This window comes from Bacillus sp. 95MFCvi2.1, from assembly GCF_000374965.1.
GTDB lineage: Bacteria > Bacillota > Bacilli > Bacillales > Bacillaceae_G > Bacillus_A > Bacillus_A pseudomycoides.
Genome location: NZ_KB895691.1, coordinates 382,330 through 405,879 on the forward strand (window position 1 = coordinate 382,330; position 23,550 = coordinate 405,879).

The 23,550-nt window shown below is 37.9% G+C and carries 21 protein-coding genes; all 21 read left to right on the forward strand.

Features of this window, described 5'->3' with window-relative positions; genetic code table 11:
* The first annotated feature begins 21 nt into the window (after nucleotides 1-21).
* The 21 genes from hslU (at nucleotide 22) to ribF (ending at nucleotide 23,458) form a co-directional block, all read left to right on the forward strand.
* On the forward strand, nucleotides 22-1,413 hold the full coding sequence (gene hslU, locus C568_RS0105135) for an ATP-dependent protease ATPase subunit HslU (RefSeq protein ID WP_003199484.1): 1,392 nt from the start codon (nucleotides 22-24) through the stop codon (nucleotides 1,411-1,413).
* A gap of 77 nt (nucleotides 1,414-1,490) precedes the next feature.
* Complete coding sequence (gene codY / locus C568_RS0105140; protein ID WP_000421292.1) at nucleotides 1,491-2,270, forward strand: GTP-sensing pleiotropic transcriptional regulator CodY; 780 nt, start codon at nucleotides 1,491-1,493, stop codon at nucleotides 2,268-2,270.
* A 360-nt stretch (nucleotides 2,271-2,630) separates the two neighbouring features.
* Nucleotides 2,631-3,332 carry a 30S ribosomal protein S2 gene (gene rpsB / locus C568_RS0105145; RefSeq protein ID WP_018764712.1) on the forward strand — a complete coding sequence of 234 codons (702 nt, stop codon included), beginning with the start codon at nucleotides 2,631-2,633 and terminating at the stop codon, nucleotides 3,330-3,332.
* A gap of 102 nt (nucleotides 3,333-3,434) precedes the next feature.
* Nucleotides 3,435-4,322: a translation elongation factor Ts gene (gene tsf / locus C568_RS0105150; RefSeq protein WP_018764711.1), complete on the forward strand. Its 888-nt coding sequence runs from the start codon at nucleotides 3,435-3,437 to the stop codon at nucleotides 4,320-4,322.
* 66 nt (nucleotides 4,323-4,388) lie between these two features.
* The gene (gene pyrH / locus C568_RS0105155; protein WP_003199491.1) at nucleotides 4,389-5,111 is read left to right on the forward strand and encodes a UMP kinase; all 723 of its coding nucleotides are present in this window, start codon (nucleotides 4,389-4,391) and stop codon (nucleotides 5,109-5,111) included.
* 2 nt (nucleotides 5,112-5,113) lie between these two features.
* Nucleotides 5,114-5,671 carry a ribosome recycling factor gene (frr, locus tag C568_RS0105160; RefSeq protein ID WP_018780930.1) on the forward strand — a complete coding sequence of 186 codons (558 nt, stop codon included), beginning with the start codon at nucleotides 5,114-5,116 and terminating at the stop codon, nucleotides 5,669-5,671.
* 85 nt (nucleotides 5,672-5,756) lie between these two features.
* A complete protein-coding gene (uppS, locus tag C568_RS0105165) occupies nucleotides 5,757-6,533 on the forward strand; it encodes an isoprenyl transferase (RefSeq protein ID WP_006095735.1) in 777 nt (258 codons plus the stop codon).
* Nucleotides 6,534-6,550: 17 nt separating this feature from the next.
* Nucleotides 6,551-7,342: a phosphatidate cytidylyltransferase gene (locus C568_RS0105170; RefSeq protein ID WP_018764710.1), complete on the forward strand. Its 792-nt coding sequence runs from the start codon at nucleotides 6,551-6,553 to the stop codon at nucleotides 7,340-7,342.
* 20 nt (nucleotides 7,343-7,362) lie between these two features.
* On the forward strand, nucleotides 7,363-8,505 hold the full coding sequence (dxr, locus tag C568_RS0105175) for a 1-deoxy-D-xylulose-5-phosphate reductoisomerase (RefSeq protein ID WP_003199500.1): 1,143 nt from the start codon (nucleotides 7,363-7,365) through the stop codon (nucleotides 8,503-8,505).
* 17 nt (nucleotides 8,506-8,522) lie between these two features.
* Entirely contained in the window at nucleotides 8,523-9,779 is a 1,257-nt protein-coding gene (gene rseP / locus C568_RS0105180; protein WP_018764708.1) for an RIP metalloprotease RseP, read from the forward strand.
* A 152-nt stretch (nucleotides 9,780-9,931) separates the two neighbouring features.
* Nucleotides 9,932-11,632, forward strand: coding sequence for a proline--tRNA ligase (locus tag C568_RS0105185; protein WP_003208159.1), 1,701 nt, complete (start codon nucleotides 9,932-9,934; stop codon nucleotides 11,630-11,632).
* A gap of 125 nt (nucleotides 11,633-11,757) precedes the next feature.
* Entirely contained in the window at nucleotides 11,758-16,059 is a 4,302-nt protein-coding gene (locus tag C568_RS0105190) for a PolC-type DNA polymerase III (RefSeq protein WP_018780931.1), read from the forward strand.
* 334 nt (nucleotides 16,060-16,393) lie between these two features.
* Nucleotides 16,394-16,864 carry a ribosome maturation factor RimP gene (rimP, locus tag C568_RS0105195; protein WP_018764706.1) on the forward strand — a complete coding sequence of 157 codons (471 nt, stop codon included), beginning with the start codon at nucleotides 16,394-16,396 and terminating at the stop codon, nucleotides 16,862-16,864.
* A 17-nt stretch (nucleotides 16,865-16,881) separates the two neighbouring features.
* A complete protein-coding gene (gene nusA, locus C568_RS0105200) occupies nucleotides 16,882-17,982 on the forward strand; it encodes a transcription termination factor NusA (protein WP_003199512.1) in 1,101 nt (366 codons plus the stop codon).
* An 11-nt stretch (nucleotides 17,983-17,993) separates the two neighbouring features.
* Nucleotides 17,994-18,266 carry an RNase P modulator RnpM gene (rnpM, locus tag C568_RS0105205; protein ID WP_017151265.1) on the forward strand — a complete coding sequence of 91 codons (273 nt, stop codon included), beginning with the start codon at nucleotides 17,994-17,996 and terminating at the stop codon, nucleotides 18,264-18,266.
* Entirely contained in the window at nucleotides 18,267-18,578 is a 312-nt protein-coding gene (locus C568_RS0105210; RefSeq protein ID WP_006095729.1) for a YlxQ family RNA-binding protein, read from the forward strand.
* Between the two features lie 4 nt (nucleotides 18,579-18,582).
* Complete coding sequence (infB, locus tag C568_RS0105215; protein ID WP_018780932.1) at nucleotides 18,583-20,649, forward strand: translation initiation factor IF-2; 2,067 nt, start codon at nucleotides 18,583-18,585, stop codon at nucleotides 20,647-20,649.
* The gene (locus C568_RS0105220; RefSeq protein WP_018764704.1) at nucleotides 20,646-20,927 is read left to right on the forward strand and encodes a DUF503 domain-containing protein; all 282 of its coding nucleotides are present in this window, start codon (nucleotides 20,646-20,648) and stop codon (nucleotides 20,925-20,927) included. Before infB ends, C568_RS0105220 begins: the two co-directional genes overlap by 4 nt.
* Before the next feature lie 15 nt (nucleotides 20,928-20,942).
* The gene (gene rbfA / locus C568_RS0105225; protein ID WP_018764703.1) at nucleotides 20,943-21,299 is read left to right on the forward strand and encodes a 30S ribosome-binding factor RbfA; all 357 of its coding nucleotides are present in this window, start codon (nucleotides 20,943-20,945) and stop codon (nucleotides 21,297-21,299) included.
* Between the two features lie 220 nt (nucleotides 21,300-21,519).
* Nucleotides 21,520-22,443, forward strand: a complete 924-nt coding sequence (gene truB, locus C568_RS0105230) for a tRNA pseudouridine(55) synthase TruB (protein ID WP_018764702.1) — start codon at nucleotides 21,520-21,522, stop codon at nucleotides 22,441-22,443.
* A gap of 43 nt (nucleotides 22,444-22,486) precedes the next feature.
* Nucleotides 22,487-23,458 carry a bifunctional riboflavin kinase/FAD synthetase gene (gene ribF, locus C568_RS0105235; RefSeq protein ID WP_018764701.1) on the forward strand — a complete coding sequence of 324 codons (972 nt, stop codon included), beginning with the start codon at nucleotides 22,487-22,489 and terminating at the stop codon, nucleotides 23,456-23,458.
* Nucleotides 23,459-23,550 lie beyond the last annotated feature (92 nt).

Below are 23,550 nucleotides of genomic sequence, written 5' to 3' on the forward strand. Positions count from 1 at the left end.
ATCGTAAGGGAGGCATTTTATATGCATTTACATTTTACTCCGCGTCAAATTGTAGAAAAATTGGATCAATATATTATTGGTCAAAAAGATGCGAAAAAAGCGGTTGCAGTAGCGCTTAGAAATCGATATCGTCGTAGTAAATTAGCGGAAGATTTACGCGATGAAATTGCTCCGAAGAACATTTTAATGATTGGACCGACAGGGGTCGGAAAGACAGAGGTAGCACGACGAATGGCGAAGCTCGTTGGAGCACCTTTTATTAAGGTTGAAGCGACGAAATTCACAGAAGTTGGATATGTCGGTCGAGATGTAGAATCTATGGTGCGTGACCTTGTAGAAACTTCAGTTCGCATCGTAAAAGAAGAAATGGTCGTCAAGGTTAAAGATAAGGCTGAGGAGCAAGCAAATCAACGGCTTGTTGAAATTTTGGTGCCAAGTCCGCAAAAACAATCCGGATTCAAAAATCCGTTAGAGATGTTATTTGGTGGAAATCAAAATGCGAATCAGACATCTGAAACGCAAGATGACACAGAAATTGAAAAGAAGCGCAGAGAAGTTGAAAAGAAACTTGCCGCAGGTTTACTTGAAGATGAAATTGTATCGATTGAAGTGACGGAACAACAGTCTTCTATGTTTGATATGTTGCAAGGTACTGGTATGGAGCAAATGGGGATGAATTTCCAAGATGCATTAGGAAGTTTTATGCCGAAAAAAACGAAAAAACGTAAACTTTCTGTAAAAGAAGCAAGAAAAGTCTTGACAAATGAGGAAGCACAGCGCTTAATTGATATGGATGAAGTTACACAAGAGGCTGTTTATCGTGCTGAACAGCTCGGGATTATTTTTATTGATGAAATTGACAAAATTGCTGGTAAGCAGTCGAATAGCGTGGATGTATCGCGTGAAGGTGTACAGCGTGACATTTTGCCAATTGTAGAAGGATCGAACGTTGCAACGAAATATGGATCGGTGAAAACAGATTATATTTTATTTATTGCGGCTGGTGCCTTCCATATGTCCAAACCGTCTGATTTAATTCCAGAACTGCAAGGAAGATTCCCGATTCGAGTGGAATTAACAAAATTATCGGTAGATGATTTTGTTAAAATTCTTGTAGAACCTGATAATGCTTTAGTGAAGCAATATATAGCATTATTAGCAACTGAGGGTATAGAAATTGAATTTTCTGACGAAGCTATTCGTAAGATTGCTGAGATTGCTTATCAAGTTAATCAAGATACGGATAATATTGGAGCGAGAAGACTTCATACCATTATGGAGAAACTTCTTGAAGATTTATCGTTTGAAGCATCTGAGATTACGTTAGAGAAAATAACGATAACACCTCAATATGTAGAGGAAAAATTAGCGACGATTGCTAAAAATAAAGATGTGAGCCAGTTTATTTTGTAATAGTGTCATCAGGTGACTCGCCCTAGTTTCCAAGTGATGAAAAAATATGTAAGTAACATGTAGGAGGAACTTTTGAAATGGAATTATTAGCAAAAACGAGAAAATTAAATGCGTTATTACAGAGCGCAGCAGGAAAACCTGTAAACTTTAGAGAAATGTCAGATACAATGTGTGAAGTAATTGAAGCAAACGTATTCGTTGTAAGTCGTCGCGGTAAATTATTAGGATATGCAATTCACCAACAAATCGAGAATGAGCGCATGAAACAAATGCTTGCAGAGCGTCAATTCCCAGAAGAGTATACACAAAGCCTATTCAACGTTACAGAAACATCTTCAAACTTAGATGTAAACAGTCAATTTACAGCATTCCCTGTAGAAAACAAAGAATTATTCGGTCAAGGTTTAACTACAATTGTACCGATCGTTGGTGGCGGTGAGCGTCTAGGTACACTAGTGTTAGCGCGTCTTGGTCAAGAATTTTTAGATGATGATTTAATTCTTGCTGAATACAGCTCAACTGTAGTAGGTATGGAAATCTTACGCGAAAAAGCGGAAGAAATCGAAGAAGAAGCGCGTAGTAAAGCGGTCGTTCAAATGGCAATTAGCTCGTTATCATACAGTGAGTTAGAAGCAATTGAGCACATCTTCGAAGAATTAAATGGAACAGAAGGTTTACTTGTTGCAAGTAAAATTGCTGATCGTGTAGGAATTACTCGTTCTGTAATCGTAAACGCACTTCGTAAATTAGAAAGTGCAGGCGTTATTGAATCTCGTTCTTTAGGTATGAAAGGAACATACATTAAAGTATTGAACGACAAGTTTTTACATGAACTTGCTAAATTAAAAACAAACTAATTGTTAAGGGAAGCTCTCCTCATGTGAGGAGAGCTTTTTATTTTCTAAAATATTCATTACGTTCTGATGGGGAAAAAGCCGTAGTTTTGCTTTATTAGGTACGGCTGCTTAAAGTAAAGGAAGAGTGGTAATACTGAAGTTAGAATTGAGAAATAGATGAGTAAAATCATAATTAAAAAGAAAGTTTTACATTGTTCGCATTTTCGACTTGATTGTAATATTTCATTATGATATAGTAAGCAGTGGTGTCAGTACAAAGTACACACGTTTACCGATTTAAGTGTTGGTGCTACGCTTGTAGTTTCGCTTAAAGATGAAGTAAACGGAGGATATCAAAAACCATTTAGGAGGAACTAAATTATGTCAGTAATTTCTATGAAGCAATTGCTTGAAGCTGGTGTTCATTTCGGACATCAAACTCGTCGTTGGAACCCAAAAATGAAACGTTACATTTTCACAGAGCGTAACGGTATCTACATCATCGACTTACAAAAAACTGTGAAAAAAGTTGAAGAAGCTTTCAACGTAATGCGTAACATCGCTGCTGAAGGCGGCGACATTTTATTCGTAGGTACAAAAAAACAAGCACAAGAAGCTATTAAAGAAGAAGCAACTCGTGCAGGTATGTACTTCGTTAACCAACGTTGGTTAGGTGGAACGTTAACAAACTTCCAAACAATCCAAAAGCGTATCAAGCGTCTTAAAGACATCGAAAGAATGCAAGAAGATGGTACATTCGATGTACTTCCTAAGAAAGAAGTTGTTCAACTTAAAAAAGAGTTAGAGCGTCTTGAAAAATTCTTAGGCGGTATTAAAGATATGAAAGGTCTTCCAAGTGCATTATTCGTAGTAGACCCTCGTAAAGAGCGTATCGCAGTTGCTGAAGCACGCAAATTACACATTCCAATCATCGGTATCGTTGATACAAACTGTGATCCAGACGAAATCGATCACGTAATTCCAGCAAACGATGATGCAATTCGTGCTGTAAAACTTCTTACATCTAAAATGGCAGACGCGATCCTTGAAGCAAAACAAGGTGAAGAAACTGTTACTGCGTAACAAATTTGAAAGGTGATAAGGGGTTCGGCCTTTTATCACCTTTTTTAAGGTATAAACACCTTTTCAAAAGGTATAAATACATATTTTAGGAGGATGAAAAATATGGCAATCACTGCACAAATGGTAAAAGAACTTCGTGAAAAAACTGGCGCGGGTATGATGGACTGCAAAAAAGCTTTAACAGAAACTAACGGCGACATGGAGAAAGCAATTGACTTCTTACGTGAAAAAGGTATTGCGAAAGCTGCTAAAAAAGCAGACCGCATCGCTGCTGAAGGTTTAACTTTCATCGAAACAAACGGTAACGAAGGTTTAATCTTAGAATTAAACTCTGAAACTGATTTCGTTGCGAAAAACGAAGGTTTCCAAACATTAATTAAAGAATTAGCTGCTCATTTATTAGCTAACAAACCTGCTAACATTGAAGAAGCTATGGCTCAAACAATTGCAAACGGCAAAACAGTAGAAGAGTACATCAACGAAGCAATCGCTAAAATTGGTGAAAAACTTACACTTCGTCGTTTCGAAATCGTATCAAAAACTGATGCAGATGCATTCGGTGCTTACCTACACATGGGTGGACGCATTGGTGTATTAACAGTTCTTGAAGGTTCTACAGATGAAGCGGCTGCTAAAGATGTAGCAATGCACATTGCAGCAGTTAACCCTAAATACATCGACCGCGATGCTGTAACAGCTGAAGAAGTTGAGCACGAGCGTCAAGTATTAACACAACAAGCTTTAAACGAAGGCAAGCCTGAAAAAATCGTTGCTAAGATGGTTGAAGGCCGTCTAGGTAAATTCTTTGAAGAGATTTGCTTACTTGACCAAGCATTCGTTAAAAACCCTGATATGAAAGTTCGTCAGTTCGTTGAGTCTAAAGGCGGAACATTAAAAGGATTCGTTCGCTACGCTGTTGGTGAAGGTATCGAAAAACGCGAGGACAACTTTGCTGAAGAAGTAATGAACCAAGTAAAAGGTAACAACTAATACAGATTAGGGAACACATTGTGTTCCCTTTTTTAAAATAAAGATGTAAGCAATTGGAGGTTCATTATGAGTAAACCGAAATATGATCGTGTCGTTTTAAAACTAAGCGGAGAAGCTTTAGCTGGTGAACAAGGATTTGGAATTAACCCAGCTGTTATTAAGTCAGTTGCAGAACAAGTGAAAGAAATTGCAGAACTTGATGTAGAGGTTGCTGTTGTTGTTGGCGGCGGTAACATTTGGCGTGGGAAAATTGGAAGTGAAATGGGCATGGACCGTGCAGGGGCGGACTACATGGGCATGTTAGCGACAGTTATGAACTCATTAGCTCTTCAAGATAGCTTGGAGAACATTGGAATTCAAACACGCGTTCAAACTTCTATTGAAATGCGTCAAGTGGCAGAACCTTACATTCGCCGCAAAGCAGTTCGTCACTTAGAGAAGAAGCGTGTTGTTATCTTTGCAGCGGGTACAGGTAACCCGTACTTCTCTACAGATACAACTGCAGCATTACGTGCAGCAGAAATCGAAGCTGATGTTATTTTAATGGCGAAAAACAATGTAGATGGCGTATATAATGCAGATCCATCTATTGACCCAACAGCTACGAAATATGAAACACTTACCTACTTAGATGTATTAAAAGAAGGTTTAGGTGTAATGGATTCTACTGCTTCTTCTTTATGTATGGATAATGATATTCCATTAATTGTATTCTCGGTTATGGAAAAAGGTAATATTAAGCGTGCCGTTTTAGGCGAAAATATTGGAACAATTGTAAGGGGGAAATAAAAATGGGACAACAAGTATTAAAAGCTACAAATGAAAAAATGGAAAAAGCAGTTGCTGCTTATTCTCGCGAATTAGCTTCAGTTCGTGCTGGTCGTGCAAGCGCGTCTGCATTAGATAAAGTACAAGTTGATTATTATGGTGCACCAACACCTGTTGTGCAATTAGCGAACATTACAGTTCCTGAAGCACGTTTGCTTGTTATTCAGCCGTATGATAAAACTTCTATCGGTGATATTGAAAAAGCAATTTTAAAAGCTGATTTAGGTCTAAATCCTTCTAACGACGGATCAGTAATTCGTATTGCATTCCCTGCATTAACAGAAGAACGTCGTAGAGACCTAGTAAAAACTGTTAAGAAATATGCTGAAGAAGCAAAAGTAGCAGTTCGTAACGTACGTCGTGATGCTAATGATGATCTTAAAAAGCTTGAAAAAGCTGGAGATATTACAGAAGACGACTTAAGAGGATATACAGAAGATATCCAAAAAGAAACAGATAAATATATTGCAAAAGTTGACGAAATCGCAAAAAACAAAGAAAAAGAAATCATGGAAGTGTAATAGCGATACCTTCGCAAATATGACCCTCTTCTTAAGGGGGTCTTTTTACACTTTTAGGCATACGTCTGCTTGTTGGAGGGTATGAATGATGTTTAAAAAGTTTCCTTTTTTTAAAGGTAAAAAGGTCACATCGTTTGATCATCTCATTGAAAAAGTGAAAAAGGGACATATCCCAGAGCACATTGCGATCATTATGGATGGTAATGGAAGATGGGCAAAGAGAAGAGCAATGCCCCGCATTGCCGGACATCATGAAGGAATGCAAGTAGTAAAAAAAATTACGAAATTTGCTAGTAAACTTGATGTGAAAGTGCTGACTCTTTATGCTTTTTCTACTGAGAATTGGAAAAGACCGAAAAAGGAAGTCGATTATTTAATGAAGCTTCCAGAAGAATTTTTAGGTGCATTTTTACCAGAATTAATTGAAGAAAATGTACAAGTTCGAGTAATTGGACAAAAAGATCGTCTTCCTACGCATACGCGCAGAGCGATGGAAAAAGCCATGGAAGATACAAAAGAGAACACGGGATTAATTCTCAATTTTGCGTTAAACTATGGAAGTCGCGATGAAATCGTTTCTGCTGTGCAACATATGATGAAAGATAGCGAAGAAGGGAAAGTTCGTTCAGAAGATGTAAATGAAGAAATGCTTTCTTCATACTTAATGACAAGCTCTTTACCTGACCCAGACTTGCTTATTCGTACAAGTGGGGAGCTACGTATTAGTAATTTCATGCTATGGCAAATTGCGTATTCGGAGCTTTGGTTTACAGATGTGTATTGGCCAGATTTTACCGAGGAACATTTGCTAAATGCGATTACAGACTTTCAACATAGAGGGCGCAGATTCGGAGGCGTGTAGAAAGAGAGGGTTTGGTAGTGAAACAGAGAATTATTACTGGAGTGATTGCTGCCGCGCTGTTCATTCCCATCGTAATTTACGGTGGCGTGCCTTTTACAGTTTTAGTGTATGCACTTGCTTCTATAGGATTATATGAATTAATTCGTATGAACAAGCTTACACTTATTTCGGTGCCAACAGTTTTAGCCGCATTATTATTGTGGAGTATTTTAGTTCCAAGTAATGCATCAGGAGTGTTCAATTGGATTGGATTAGATAAACTAGAAATCACATTTGTGATTGTTTTATTACTTTTATCATATACAGTCCTTTCAAAGAATACATTTACTTTTGACAATGCTTCTTTTTTACTTATGGCAACAACGTATGTTGCAATGGGATTCTTATATTTAAATGAAACGAGAATAGCGGGAATCCATTTTGTATTTTATGCGTTATTTGTCATTTGGGCAACTGATTCAGGTGCATATTTCATAGGGAAAGCAATCGGAAAAAGAAAATTGTGGCCAGAAATTAGTCCGAATAAAACGATAGAAGGTTCACTAGGTGGTATTGTTTGTGGGATTGTCGTTGCTTTTGTATACAATATGTTTTTCCAAGTTCAAGGGAACGTTGGGATGTTAATAATTGTTACAATTGCAATCTCCATTTTTGGACAACTTGGTGATTTAGTACAATCTGCTTTTAAACGCCATTACGGTGTGAAAGATTCAGGTACAATTTTACCTGGACATGGTGGAATCTTAGATCGAACAGATAGTTGGTTGTTCGTATTACCGATTTTACACTTCTTACATTTCATTTCATAATAAAACGAGGGGTTGGAGTCATGAAAAACATTAGTTTATTAGGGGCAAGCGGATCAATAGGGACGCAAACTTTAGATGTAGTACGCTCGCACCCAGACCAATTCCGTCTCGTTGCTTTTTCTGTAGGGAAAAATATTGACTACGCAGTAAAAGTTATTCAAGAATTTTCTCCTCAGCTTGTTTCTGTACAAAGAGAGGAAGATGTTGTAAGGTTACAATCAGTTTCTGGAAATACAAAAGTAGTATATGGTGACGAAGGACTATTAGAGGTAGCTCTTCACCCAAGTGCAGAAGTTGTAATAAATGCTGTTGTAGGTAGTGTAGGGTTGTTACCAACACTCCGTGCAATTGAGGCGAAAAAAACAATTGGAATTGCAAACAAAGAAACATTAGTAACTGCGGGACATATTGTAATGGAAGCTGCACGCAAACATAATGTGCCGTTACTTCCAGTAGATAGTGAGCATTCGGCTATTTTTCAATGTTTGAATGGAGAAAATGAAAAGCGAATTTCTCGCTTAATTATCACTGCTTCAGGTGGGAGTTTCCGCGATAAAACGAGAGATGAATTACATCATGTGACTGTGGAAGATGCGCTTCGTCATCCAAACTGGTCAATGGGTTCGAAAATTACAATTGATTCTGCTACAATGATGAATAAGGGGCTGGAAGTAATTGAAGCGCATTGGCTTTTCGGCATACCTTATGAGCAAATTGATGTTGTTTTACATAAAGAAAGCATTATTCATTCTATGGTTGAATTTGAAGATCGTAGTGTAATGGCACAGCTCGGCTCACCAGATATGCGTGTACCAATTCAATATGCACTTACATATCCAGATCGATTACCTCTCTCAGATACAAAACAGTTAAATTTATGGGAAATTGGAACACTGCATTTTGAACAAATGAATCAAGATCGTTTCCGTTGCCTACGTTTTGCATATGAAGCTGGAAAGATGGGCGGGAGCATGCCAGCTGTTATGAATGCAGCAAATGAAGTAGCTGTAGCAGCCTTTCTACAAAAGAAAATTGGTTTCTTAACAGTAGAAGACCTCATTGAAAAAGCAATGCACCATCACAATGTCATTGCACGTCCGAGCTTAGAAGAAATTCAGGAAATTGATGCGGCCACAAGACGGTTTGTGATGGAACAAATTTAGCAAAGGTGGTTATGGAATTGAATACAGCGATTGCCTTTATATTAATTTTCGGTGCACTCGTATTTTTCCATGAGCTAGGGCATCTATATTTCGCAAAAAGAGCGGGTATTTTATGTCGCGAGTTTGCAATTGGTTTTGGACCAAAAATATTTTCATTTGAAAAGAATGAAACAGTTTATACAGTTCGGCTGCTACCTCTTGGAGGCTATGTTAGAATGGCTGGTGAGGATGCAGAAACGGTTGAATTAAAACCAGGAAAAAAAGTTGGACTCGTGTTAAATGAAAACGAAGAAGTTATGAAATTAGTTTTAGACGGGCGCGAAAAGTATCCGAATGTTCGCGTGATTGAAGTAGAGCAAGCTGATTTGGAACACAATCTCACAATTGCTGGTTACGAAGAATACGAGGAGGAATTGCAAACATTCCGTGTGAGTGAAAAAGCTCGTATTGTTTCAGCAGGAGAAGAAATACAAATCGCCCCGTTTAACAGACAATTTGGTTCTAAAACGCTAGGACAGCGAGCATTAACAATCTTTGCAGGTCCTGCTATGAACTTCATTCTTGCATTTGTTATTTTTGTTATCATTGGATTGGTACAAGGTATTCCTGTTGATAAGCCAATGGTTGGGAAAGTAATGAAGGATAGTGTTGCAGAACAAGCAGGATTGAAACAAGATGATACGATTCAAGCAATCGATGGGAAAGACACGAATACATGGAAAGATGTTGTCACGATTGTACGTGAACACCCAAATAAAGAAATTACGCTTCATGTAAAACGTGACAGCGAACAATTGAATGTAAAAGTAACGCCATCAGCTGATAAAGAGGGGAAAGAAGAGGTTGGTAGAATTGGTGTATACTCTCCTGTAGAGAAATCTATTTTTGGTTCTATTAAATCAGGTTTTGAGCAGACGTATACATGGACAAAATTAATTTTTGATTCCCTTGTAAAACTAGTGACGGGTCAGTTTTCTATTAATGATTTATCAGGTCCCGTAGGAATTTATAATTTAACAGACCAAGTAGTAGATTATGGCTTTATTCGTGTTCTTAGTTTGGCGGCTGTTTTAAGCATAAACCTTGGTCTATTCAACCTATTACCGGTTCCTGCTCTTGATGGAGGACGCTTGTTCTTCTTCTTAATTGAAGCTTTGCGTGGGAAACCAATTGATCGCCAAAAAGAAGGAATGGTTCATTTTATTGGCTTTGCGTTATTGATGTTACTTATGTTAGTTGTAACGTGGAATGACATTCGGAGATTTTTCTTGTAAAATAAAGTGAAACTTGTAGTAAGTATAAAATTCACGATGTTTTTTGTGAATAGTGAATGAAATGAATAAAACTCTTAGAGTCGTAATCCCTCACCTAATTTGAGGTGGGGGGTTTTACTGCGTATTAGAGTAAATTAAAGAGGTGCGAATAGATGAAACAAAGTATGGTATTTAGTCCTACATTACGTGAAGTACCAGCCGATGCTGAGATTAAAAGTCATCAATTGCTACTTCGTGCAGGATTCATGCGTCAAAATGCTTCTGGTATTTACAGCTTTTTACCACTGGGGCTAAAAGTATTGCATAAAGTGGAACGTATTGTTCGAGAAGAGATGGAACGAGCAGGAGCTGTAGAATTATTAATGCCAGCATTACAAGCAGCTGAATTGTGGCAAGAATCAGGTCGTTGGTATTCTTACGGTTCTGAGTTAATGCGTATGAAAGATCGTAATGATCGTGAGTTTGCACTAGGAGCAACGCATGAAGAAGTTATTACAGACCTTGTACGTGATGAAATTAAATCTTATAAAAAGCTACCGTTAACATTATATCAAATCCAAACAAAATTCCGTGACGAGCAAAGACCCCGTTTTGGTTTATTACGCGGAAGAGAATTTTTAATGAAAGATGCTTATTCTTTCCATGCGACACAAGAAAGTTTGGATGAAGTTTATAGTGGCCTATACCAAGCATATTCTAATATCTTCGCTCGCTGTGGATTGAATTTCCGTGCGGTTATTGCTGATTCTGGAGCAATGGGTGGTAAAGATACACATGAATTTATGGCATTATCTGATGTAGGAGAAGATACAATTGCGTATTCTGATACATCTGATTATGCAGCAAATATTGAAATGGCACCTGTTGTTGCTTCCTATGCAAAAAGCGATGAAGCAGAAAAAGCACTTGAAAAAGTAGCAACGCCAGATCAAAAAGCAATTGAAGAGGTTTCTGCATTCTTAAATATGGAAGCGTCAAATTGCATCAAATCTATGGTCTTTAAAGTCGATGAAAAGTTTGTTGTTGTACTTGTTCGCGGGGATCATGAAGTAAATGATGTAAAAGTGAAGAATGTCTATGGTGCTTCAGTTGTTGAACTTGCTTCACATGAAGAGGTAAGAGAACTGTTAAATTGCGAAGTTGGTTCTTTAGGACCAATTGGTGTAACAGGAGACATTGAAGTCATTGCTGACCATGCTGTAGCAGCAATTGTAAATGGTTGCTGTGGTGCAAACGAAGAAGGATTCCATTATATAAATGTAAATCCAGAGCGTGATTTCAAAGTGAGTCAATATACAGATTTACGTTTCATTCAAGAAGGAGATCAATCTCCAGATGGAAATGGGACAATCCGTTTTGCTCGTGGTATCGAAGTTGGACATGTGTTTAAATTAGGTACACGTTATAGCGAAGCAATGAATGCAACGTTCTTAGATGAGAATGGAAAAACGAAGCCACTTATCATGGGATGCTATGGTATCGGGGTATCTCGCACAGTTGCGGCAGTCGCTGAGCAATTTAACGATGAAAATGGTTTGGTTTGGCCAAAAGCTGTTGCACCATTCCATGTACATGTAATTCCAGTAAACATGAAGTCTGATGCACAGCGTGAAGTAGGTGAAACGATCTACAATTCATTACAAGAACAAGGTTATGAAGTATTGTTAGATGATCGTGCAGAGCGTGCAGGTGTTAAATTTGCTGATGCAGACTTATTTGGTCTTCCAGTTCGAGTAACAGTTGGTAAAAAAGCTGATGAAGGCATTGTTGAAGTAAAAGTGCGTGCTACAAATGAATCTGCAGAAGTAAAGGTAGAAGAACTTCATGCATACATTGCTAATATTTTGAAATAAGAAGAGGTACCTCCAGGTGAGGTACCTTCTATTTCTATGTAAAATGAAAAATAATTAGTTAAAAGGAAGAAATCTTTCTTTGCGGAACGTTTCAATTTATAATAGCAGATGGAAGGAGGTTGCTTATGTCATTAACAAACGAACAACAAGAGCGATTTCAAATTTTGCTCCAACAGCTGCAAATGCCTGAAGACCTTATCAATCAATATTTACAAGGTGGCGGTATTCAAAGGCTAGTTGTTGATAAAGCAAATAAGAGTTGGCATTTTGATTTACAAGTGCCACGTATTTTGCCAACAGAATTATATGAACTGTTAGAAACACAGCTCAATCAGTCATTTTCACATATTGCAAAAACGTCATTTGCATTAGAAACAGAGAATAAACAATTTACAGAAGAAGAGGTCAAAGCATATTGGCCACTTTGTACAGATCGAATTACTTTTTCACCTATGTTTGCGTATTTAAAAAAGCAACTTCCGCATGTAAATGGAGTGAAGTTGTTACTTGATGTGAATAATGAGTTAGAATCTACTGCGCTAAAGAAAAATCTTGCGAAGTCGGTAGGGGATCAATATGAAGTTTTCGGATTTCCACGTTTTCAGCTTGAAACAAATATAAAGCAAAACGAAGAGGAAGTTCAAAAATTTCGTGAACAAACACAGCAAGAAGATCGTCAGCGTGTTATACAAGCTATGGAAGAAATGGCCAAGAAGCAAGCTGAAGAAAGTGATGTTGTACATGAAGGGCCGATTGTACTCGGTTACCTTATTAAGCCTGATGAAGAGATTACACCGCTACGCGAAATTCAAGATGAAGAAAGAAGAAAAACTGTTCAAGGTTATGTCTTCAATGTGGAAACAAAAGAGCTGCGTAGTGGACGTACGTTATTAACGTTAAAAATAACGGATTATACGGATTCTATTATGATTAAAATGTTCTCACGTGATAAAGAAGATATTCCGATGCTGCAATCCTTAAAAAAAGGAATGTGGGTAAAAGCGCGAGGTTCGGTCCAAAACGATACGTTTGTTCGTGACTTAGTAATGATTGCGAACGATATTAACGAAATAACAGGGCCTTCTCGTAAAGATAAAGCACCTGAAGGAGAAAAACGGGTAGAGCTTCATTTGCATACCCCAATGAGTCAAATGGATGCTGTTACATCGGTATCTAAGCTTGTTGCTCAAGCTGGAAAATGGGGACATGAGGCTATCGCTGTTACAGACCATGCTGTTGCACAGTCTTTCCCAGAAGCGTATTCCGCTGGTAAAAAAGCCGGTGTAAAAGTCATTTATGGTGTAGAAGCCAATTTAGTAAATGACGGTGTTCCTATTGCTTATAATGAGACTCATCGACTACTTGCAGATGAAACATACGTTGTTTTCGACGTTGAAACGACAGGGCTATCAGCTGTATATGATACGGTTATTGAATTAGCCGCTGTAAAAGTGAAAGGCGGCGAAATTATCGATCGCTTTGAATCTTTTGCAAATCCGCATCAACCATTATCAGCAACAATTATTGAATTAACAGGTATCACAGATGATATGTTGACGGATGCACCAGAAGTAGGAGAAGTATTTAAAAAGTTCGAATCATGGATGGGTGACCATACACTTGTTGCCCATAACGCAAGTTTTGATATGGGATTCTTAAATGTTGGGTTTAAGAAATGTGGCTTAGACAAGCCGAAAAATCCAGTTATTGATACATTGGAGTTAGCTAGATTTTTATTCCCAGAGATGAAGAATCATCGTTTAAATACGATGTGTAAAAAGCTTGATATTGAATTAACGCAACATCACCGTGCAATTTATGATACAGAGGCAACAGGTTATTTACTTGTGAAAATGTTAAAAGATGTCATTGAAAAAGGTTTTGAATATCACGATCAATTAAATGACAGCATGGGGCAAGGGGATGCGTATAAACGTGGACGTCCAAGTCATATGACACTACTTGCAACATCAGATGTTGGTTTAAAAAATTTATATAAGCTTGTTTCATATTCTCATTTGAATTACTTTTACCGCGTACCACGGGTACCACGTTCTTTATTAAAAAAATATCGCGAAGGTATATTAGTTGGTACTGCTTGTGATAAGGGTGAAGTATTTGAAGCGATGATGCAAAAGGCTCCTGAAGAGGTAGAAGAGATTGTGCAGTTCTATGATTACATTGAGGTTATGCCTCCGGAAGTGTTGCGTCATTTAGTAGAACGTGAACTCGTTCGAGATGAAGGACAGTTAAAAACAATTATTTCTAACTTAGTAAAACTAGGTGAAACGTTAGATAAACCTGTTGTTGCTACAGGGAATGTGCATTATCTAGATCCAGAAGATGCAATGTATCGCAAAATCTTAGTAAGTTCGCAGGGCGGGGCAAATCCATTAAATCGTCATTCATTACCGCCTGTATATTTCCGTACAACAAATGAAATGTTAGATTGCTTCTCATTCTTAGGAGAAGAGAAAGCAAAAGAAATTGTTGTGACGAATACACAAAAGGTCGCATCGTTAATTGGTGATGTTCATCCAGTAAAAGATGACCTATATACACCGAAAATTGAAGGTGCTGATGATGAAACGCGTGACATGAGTTATAAAATGGCACGCAGCATCTACGGTGAAGAATTGCCAGAAATCGTAGAAGCACGTTTGGAAAAAGAATTAAAAAGTATTATTGGGCATGGATTTGCCGTTATTTATTTAATTTCACATAAGCTTGTGAAAAAATCGCTGGTTGACGGCTACCTTGTAGGTTCACGTGGATCGGTAGGGTCATCATTCGTTGCGACGATGATGGAAATTACCGAAGTAAATCCATTGCCGCCACACTATGTATGTCCGAATTGTAAGCAATCAGAGTTCTTTAATGATGGTTCTGTAGGCTCTGGTTTTGACTTACCTGATAAAGAGTGTCCAACATGTAATATCCCGTATGTAAAAGATGGACATGATATTCCGTTCGAAACATTCCTTGGTTTTAAAGGAGATAAGGTTCCCGATATTGACTTGAACTTCTCCGGAGAGTACCAACCACGTGCCCATAACTATACGAAAGTACTGTTCGGTGAGGACTATGTATACCGTGCTGGAACAATCGGTACAGTTGCGGAGAAAACAGCTTATGGTTATGTAAAAGGGTATGCATCTGATCATAACTTAACCATTCGAAATGCAGAAATTGATCGTCTTGTTGCTGGTTGTACTGGTGTAAAACGCACAACAGGGCAGCATCCAGGCGGAATTATTGTTGTGCCCGATTACATGGATATTTTTGATTTTTCACCAATTCAATTCCCAGCCGATTCAGTAGGGGCAGAATGGAGAACAACACACTTTGACTTCCATTCTATTCATGATAATTTATTAAAACTGGATATTCTGGGACACGATGATCCGACCGTTATTCGTATGCTGCAAGATTTAAGCGGCGTGGATCCAAAAACAATACCAACAGATGATCCAGAAGTAATGAAGATTTTCTCTGGACCAGAATCTTTAGGTGTAACAGAAGAACAAATTAATTGTAAAACCGGTACACTAGGTATACCGGAGTTTGGTACAAAATTCGTAAGGCAGATGTTAGAGGAAACAAAGCCAACAACATTCTCAGAACTTGTCCAAATTTCTGGACTATCTCATGGTACAGACGTATGGCTTGGTAATGCTAACGAACTCATTTATAACGGTACATGTACACTGAGTGAAGTTATCGGTTGTCGTGATGATATTATGGTCTATCTGATTTATCAAGGATTAGATCCATCCTTAGCATTTAAAATCATGGAATCGGTGCGTAAAGGTAAAGGTGTACCAGAAGAGTGGGAAGAGGAAATGCGTAATAACAATGTGCCTAGTTGGTATATTGATTCTTGTAAAAAGATTAAGTACATGTTTCCTAAGGCCCATGCGGCTGCTTATGTACTTATGGCTGTACGTATCGCTTACTTCAAAGTACACTTTGCACTCTTGTTCTACGCAGCATATTTTACAGTACGTGCAGATGATTTTGATGTAGATGCGATGGTCAAAGGCTCGGCATCAATCCGTGCAAGAATTGATGAAATTGCGCAAAAAGGATTGGATGCAGCGCCGAAAGAGAAAAGTTTACTAACAGTGTTAGAAATGACACTTGAAATGTGTGAACGTGGTTATTCATTCCAAAAGGTTGATTTATATCGTTCACATGCAACTGACTTTATTATTGATGGAGATACGTTAATTCCTCCATTTAATGCGATACCTGGTCTTGGTACAAATGCGGCCTTAAGTATTGTGGAAGCACGTGGAAATGGTGAGTTTTTATCAAAAGAAGATTTGCAACAACGTAGTAAGCTTTCTAGAACAATCATTGAGTATTTAGATAGCCAAGGTTGTTTAGGAGATCTACCGGATAAAAACCAATTATCACTGTTCTAACAGGCAGGAAAAATCTTTGCAAATCGTTATTTGCTATGGTATACTATTAACCGAGATAACCATGTCATGTATATTTTGCGAAAAGAAGAGTGGGGAAACCCACTCTTTCGTGTTACTATCTATGTTTTATCTATGGATGTAGGTGAGACATTTCTGTCGTATATACATATTTTGTTACAAGTTTTACTTCTTAAATTTGGTAATACTAAGACAGATATTCCCTGCTTAATGGCAGGGGCTTTTGTTAGCTAACAAGAAAGAATAAGATAGACCGTTTTAAATAGGGCGGATTTTTTCTTTCAAATGGTACATGGCGGCAGAAAGGAGGCTGTTTATGGATAAGAAAGTCACAGAAGTTGTTGAAGCACTTGCGCAGCCGATTGTTGAAGAGTTAAATCTTGAACTTGTAGATGTAGAATATGTGAAAGAAGGAAAAGACTGGTTCCTACGCGTATCCATCGATTCAGAGACAGGAGTAGACATTGAAGAATGCGGAGCGGTAAGTGAACGTTTAAGCGAAGCTTTAGATAAAGAGGATCCAATTCCTCATCTTTACTTTTTGGATGTATCATCTCCTGGAGCGGAACGCCCATTAAAGAAAGAAAAAGACTTCCAGCAAGCGGTAGGAAAGCAAGTGGCAATTAAAACATATGAGCCGATCGATGGTGAAAAGATGTTTGAAGGAAAGCTACTATCCTACGATGGTACAACAATTACACTACTATTAACAATTAAAACACGTAAAAAAGAAATTCAAATTCCAATGGACAAAGTTGCGAATGCGCGACTTGCTGTTACGTTTTAGTAAGAAGGGGGATCTTCATGAGCACTGAGTTGTTAGATGCTTTGCTCGTATTAGAATCAGAAAAAGGTATTAGCAAAGATATTATTATTGATGCGATTGAAGCAGCTTTAATCTCTGCTTATAAACGCAATTTTAACCAAGCACAAAACGTTCGCGTTAGCTTTAATCCAGAAGTGGGAACAATTCAAGTTTTAGCACGTAAAGACGTTGTTGATAATGTGTTTGACCCACGTCTTGAAATTTCTGTAGAAGAAGCAAGACAAATCAATCCGAACTATCAAGATGGCGATGTATTAGAAATTGAAGTAACGCCAAAAGATTTTGGTCGTATTGCAGCACAAACTGCAAAACAAGTTGTAACACAACGTGTGCGTGAAGCGGAACGCGGTGTTATTTATTCAGAATTTAGTGATCGTGAAGAAGACATCATGGTTGGTATTGTACAACGTCAAGATGCTCGTTTTATTTATGTAAGCTTAGGAAAAGTAGAAGCACTACTACCAGTAAGTGAGCAAATGCCTAACGAACAATATAAACCACATGATCGCATTCGCGTGTTCATCACAAAAGTAGAAAAAACGACAAAAGGACCACAAATTTATGTATCACGTACACATCCAGGTCTTTTAAAACGTTTATTTGAAATTGAAGTGCCGGAAATTTACGATGGAACTGTAGAAATTCGTTCGGTAGCACGTGAAGCAGGCGACCGCTCTAAAATTTCTGTATATGCAGAGAATATCGATGTTGATCCAGTAGGTTCTTGCGTAGGTCCAAAAGGTCAACGTGTACAACGCATCGTAGATGAACTAAAAGGTGAAAAGATTGATATTGTTCGCTGGTCGAATGATCCAATTGAATATGTAGCAAATGCTTTAAGCCCATCACAAGTTGTAAAAGTACTTGTGAATGAAGAGGAAAAAGCAACAACTGTTGTTGTTCCAGACCATCAGCTTTCATTAGCAATTGGTAAACGTGGACAAAACGCACGTCTTGCAGCAAAATTAACAGGCTGGAAAATTGATATTAAGAGCGAGTCTGATGCGAAGCAACTTGGCATTGTAACAGAAGAAGACAACATGATCGCATTCGATTCAGTTGAAGATGAAATCGAATAGAGGTGATGAGTATGAGCAATCGAAAAGTTCCGTTACGAAAATGTATTGCAACGCAAGAAATGAAATCAAAACGCGAGCTCGTTCGCATTGTTCGTTCCAAAGAGGGCGAAGTGTCTATTGATTTAACTGGAAAGAAATCAGGACGTGGTGCATATTTGTCAAAAGACAAGGAATGCATCATCCAAGCGCAAAAGAAAAATATTTTGGAACATCATCTAAAAGCGAAGGTCGACAGTTCTCTTTATGAAGAGCTCCTTGAGCTTGTTGAGAAGGAGTCGAAATAAGTGTCCGATTGGAAATCGTTTTTAGGACTAGCAAACCGTGCTCGAAAAATAATTTCGGGTGAAGAACTCGTTTTAAAAGAGGTACGAAGTGGCAAAGCAAAGCTTGTATTGCTTTCTGAAGATGCGTCAGTGAACACAACAAAACGTATTACTGATAAAACAACGTACTACAACGTACCAATGAAAAAAGTCGAAAATCGACAACAATTAGGGCATGCGATTGGGAGAGATGAGCGAGTCGTTGTAGCCGTGTTAGATGAGGGCTTTGCGAAAAAGCTGCGTAGCATGCTCGATACAACTTACCGGGGGTGAAGGTATGAGTAAAATTCGAGTGTATGAATATGCGAAGAAACACAATGTCTCAAGTAAAGATATTATTACAAAACTAAAAGAAATGAATATTGAGGTCTCCAATCATATGACAATGTTAGACGATGAAGTAGTAAATAATTTAGATAATCAATATAATACTGGAGCAGAAAAACCTTCTGTTGCAGATGAGTTTGAAGTAGAAGAAAAAGTTGTTCGCAGCAAAAAGAACAGCAATAAGAAGAAGAAAAAAGGCAAAGGAAATGAAGACAAACGTCAAGAAAACTTTGCTGGAAGACAACCAACACAAACAGTAGAGACACCGGATAAAGTTACTTTCACCGGTTCTCTTACAGTAAGTGAACTTGCAAAAAAACTAGGAAAAGAGCCATCTGAACTTATTAAAAAGCTCTTTATGCTAGGTATTATGGCGACAATTAACCAAGATTTAGATAAAGATACAATTGAGCTAATTGCTGGTGATTACGGTATTGAAGTAGAAGAAGAAGTGATTGTTAGCGAAACAGAATTTGAAACTTTCATGGACGAGCAAGACGATGAAGAAAACTTAAAAGAACGTCCTGCCGTTGTTACAATTATGGGACACGTTGACCATGGTAAAACAACACTGCTTGATTCTATTCGTAATTCAAAAGTAACTGCTGGCGAAGCTGGTGGAATTACACAGCATATTGGTGCATACCAAGTTGAAGTAAATGACAAAAAAATTACGTTCTTAGATACACCAGGTCACGCAGCGTTTACAACAATGCGCGCACGTGGTGCACAAGTAACAGATATTACAATTCTTGTTGTTGCAGCTGATGACGGTGTTATGCCACAAACAGTTGAAGCAATTAACCATGCGAAAGCAGCTGGAGTACCAATTATCGTTGCTGTGAATAAGATGGATAAACCATCAGCAAATCCAGACCGCGTAATGCAAGAGTTAACAGAGTACGAATTAGTTCCAGAAGCTTGGGGCGGAGATACAATTTTCGTACCAATTTCTGCAATTCAAGGCGAAGGAATTGACAACCTGTTAGAAATGATTCTTCTTGTAAGTGAAGTAGAAGAATATAAGGCAAATCCAAATCGCTATGCAGCTGGTACTGTAATCGAAGCACAGCTTGATAAAGGTAAAGGAACAATCGCAACATTACTTGTGCAAAACGGTACACTTCGAGTAGGAGATCCAATTGTTGTTGGTACATCATTCGGACGTGTTCGTGCGATGGTAAATGATATTGGTCGTCGTGTGAAAGTTGCTGGTCCGTCTACTCCTGTTGAAATTACAGGTCTAAATGAAGTACCACAAGCAGGCGATCGCTTTATGGCATTTGCTGACGAGAAGAAAGCACGCCAAATCGGTGAATCACGTGCACAACAAGCATTGCTTGCACAACGTGGTGAAAAATCTAAATTAAGCCTTGAAGATTTATTCCAACAAATTCAAGAAGGCGAAATGAAAGAAATTAACTTAATTGTGAAAGCGGACGTACAAGGTTCTGTAGAAGCAATGGCAGCATCACTTCGCAAAATTGATGTTGAAGGCGTAAAAATAAAAATCATTCACACAGGCGTAGGTGCAATTACAGAATCTGATATTATTTTAGCTTCTGCATCAAATGCAATTGTGATTGGATTTAACGTACGTCCTGATGTAAACGCGAAACGTACAGCTGAATTAGAAAATGTTGATATTCGCTTACACCGCATTATTTACAAAGTAATCGAAGAAATTGAAGCAGCAATGCAAGGTATGCTGGATCCTGAATTCGAAGAAAAAGTAATTGGTCAAGCAGAAGTTCGTCAAACATTCAAAGTTACTAAAGTTGGAACAATTGCAGGCTGTTATGTAACTGATGGTAAAATCACACGTGATAGCGGCGTACGTATCATTCGTGATGGCGTAGTTATTTTCGAAGGACAGCTTGATACGTTAAAACGTTTCAAAGATGACGTAAAAGAAGTTGCACAAAACTATGAGTGTGGTATCACAATTGAAAGATATAATGATCTTAAAGAAGGGGACATCATTGAGGCGTACATTATGGAAGAAGTGAAGCGATGATTATCGCTTCACTCTCATTTGAGTGTATGATTTATGATGTGCATTCTTTAAAAGAGAAACGAGCAATTTTACAGCGTATTTTAACTCGGGTGAAACAAAGGTACAATGTATCTGTTTCAGAAGTTGGACACCAGGATGTATGGCAACGTACAGAAATTGCAATCGTTTCCGTATCCTCAAATCGTGTTGTCTGCGAAAAAGAAATGAATCGTGTACTTGCGTATGTTGACTCGTTTCCTGAGATTGAACGTACGATAACACAATTGGAATGGTATTGAATGAGGTGATTAGTTATGAAGCTACGTGCAAATCGCGTGGGCGAGCAAATGAAAAAAGAACTAGGCGAAATTATCAGTCGCAAAATTAAAGATCCACGTATTGGTTTTGTGACGGTAACAGATGTGCAAGTAAGTGGGGATTTACAGATTGCTAAAGTATATATTTCTGTTTTAGGAGACGAACAACAGAAAGAAAATACATTAAAAGGCTTAGCGAAGGCAAAAGGATTTATTCGTGCTGAAATTGGGCAGCGTATTCGTCTTCGTAAAACACCTGAAATTACCTTTGAATTTGATGAGTCTATCGCTTATGGACATAGAATTGATACGCTTTTACATGAAATTAATAAAGACGGTAAACGTGAAGAATAATGGATAGACATTTGTCTATCCATTTTTTCAATGGAAAGTAAGTTTGGCATACAAGTGCATGTTCAAAAAGGAGGATAAAGAGAGTCCACTATTTTGAGGAACAGAAGCTAGGGGGGCCTACATCAGTACCGGACTGGCGACGCAGGCGAAGAAATGCGATAGCTACCTTTACCGGATTTTTTGAACATCATCTACAAAAGTATAACGATGAGGTGAACATATGGAAGGTGTATTATTGTTACATAAACCAAAAGGAATGACATCACACGATTGTGTATTTAAGTTAAGAAAGATATTGCGTGAAAAGCGAATTGGCCATACAGGGACATTAGACCCAGATGTAACAGGAGTATTACCAATTTGTGTAGGGCGCGCTACAAAGATTGCGCAATTTTTAACAAGTGAAACAAAAACATATGAAGGTGAAGTTACACTAGGATTTTCGACAACGACTGAAGATGCTTCTGGTGAAGTAGTGGAAAAACAGGATGTAAATCGTGTAATTACACGTGCGGAAGTGGAAACTGTATTAGCGGAACTAACGGGTACAATTGAGCAAGTACCTCCTATGTATTCAGCTGTAAAAGTAAACGGAAAGAAACTATACGAATACGCAAGAGCGGGGCAAGAAGTTGAACGTCCAGTTCGTGTAATAACAATTCATGAATTTGTGTTACTTGATGATCGTGAGGTATTTGAAGGGAAGAATATTTCATTTCGCTTCCGCGTTACATGTAGTAAAGGAACGTATGTGAGAACATTGGCGGTTATGATTGGAGAAAAGTTAGGATTCCCAGCACATATGTCACATCTTGTGAGAACAGCTTCAGGAGAATTTTTGTTAGAAGATTGCATATCATTTGAAGAAATTGAAGAAAACATGCAAAATGGAACAGTAGAGTCTATTTTTATCTCAATCGATGAAGCGTTAAGTAAATTTCCAAAAATGGTTGTAGATGAAAAACAAGCGGAAAAAATAAAAAATGGTATGTTTTTAAAGAATGAACTGCAAGTGACAGCGCCGTTTATTACAGTATTTGATAAAAATGAACGTTGCTTAGCAATTTACGAACATCATCCAAAACACCCTGGCATGTTAAAGCCAATGAAAGTACTTGTGAATAATCAGGAACTAAAGCTATAATGAATTATTGGAAGGATTATTACAGAAAAAGGTGAATTCAAGCGTGAAACTCATTCATTTAACTCATCCACATGAACAAAATAAAATAGAATTACCACCTACTGTAATGGCATTAGGATTTTTTGATGGCATTCATTTAGGGCATCAACGTGTGATTCGCACAGCAAAAAAAATAGCGGATGAAAGAGGATGTAAAAGTGCTGTCATAACGTTTCATCCACATCCATCTGTTGTCTTAGGGAAAAAGGAAGCGCATGTGGAGTATATTACACCGCTACGTATTAAAGAAAAAGTAATTGCAAGCCTAGGGATTGATATGTTATATGTGGTGAAATTCGATGAATCATTTGCTGGATTGTTACCACAACAGTTTGTAGATGAATATATTATTGGGCTAAATGTAAAGCATGTAGTAGCAGGATTTGATTATTCATATGGACGTTTAGGAAAAGGGACGATGGAGACTTTACCATTTCATGCAAGAGGGGAGTTTACACAGACCGTGATTGAAAAAGTTGAATTTCAAGAAGAAAAGGTAAGTTCCACAGCATTACGAAAATTGATTCGAAATGGAGAAATGGAACAAATCCCATCTATTTTAGGTAGAGCTTATACAGTAGAAGGAATGGTTGTTCACGGAGATAAACGTGGACGTCAAATTGGTTTTCCAACAGCTAATGTAGCTTTAAGTGAGGAGTATCTTCTGCCGCCTGTTGGTGTGTATGCAGTAAGATTAAAAGTTCATGGTGAGTGGCATGATGGTGTATGTAATATCGGTTATAAACCAACTTTTAAAGATGATGAGCGTAATCTGTCTATTGAAGTACATCTATTCCATTTTAATGAGGATATATATGATCAGGTTGTTACTGTTGAATGGCACATGCGTATTCGAGAAGAGAAAAAGTTTAATGGCATCGATGAGTTAGTTGCTCAAATTGCCAAAGATAAAAAAACAGCACAAGAATATTTTAGCACAACAAAGAATATACTTGCTTTTTCCAATGAAAAGTAGTATTCTATGTTATGTACTTTATGACAACCATTGCTTGGCATTGCGACTCACCGACGCTTGCTAGGTAATTGGGGGTTTAATTATTAGGAGGT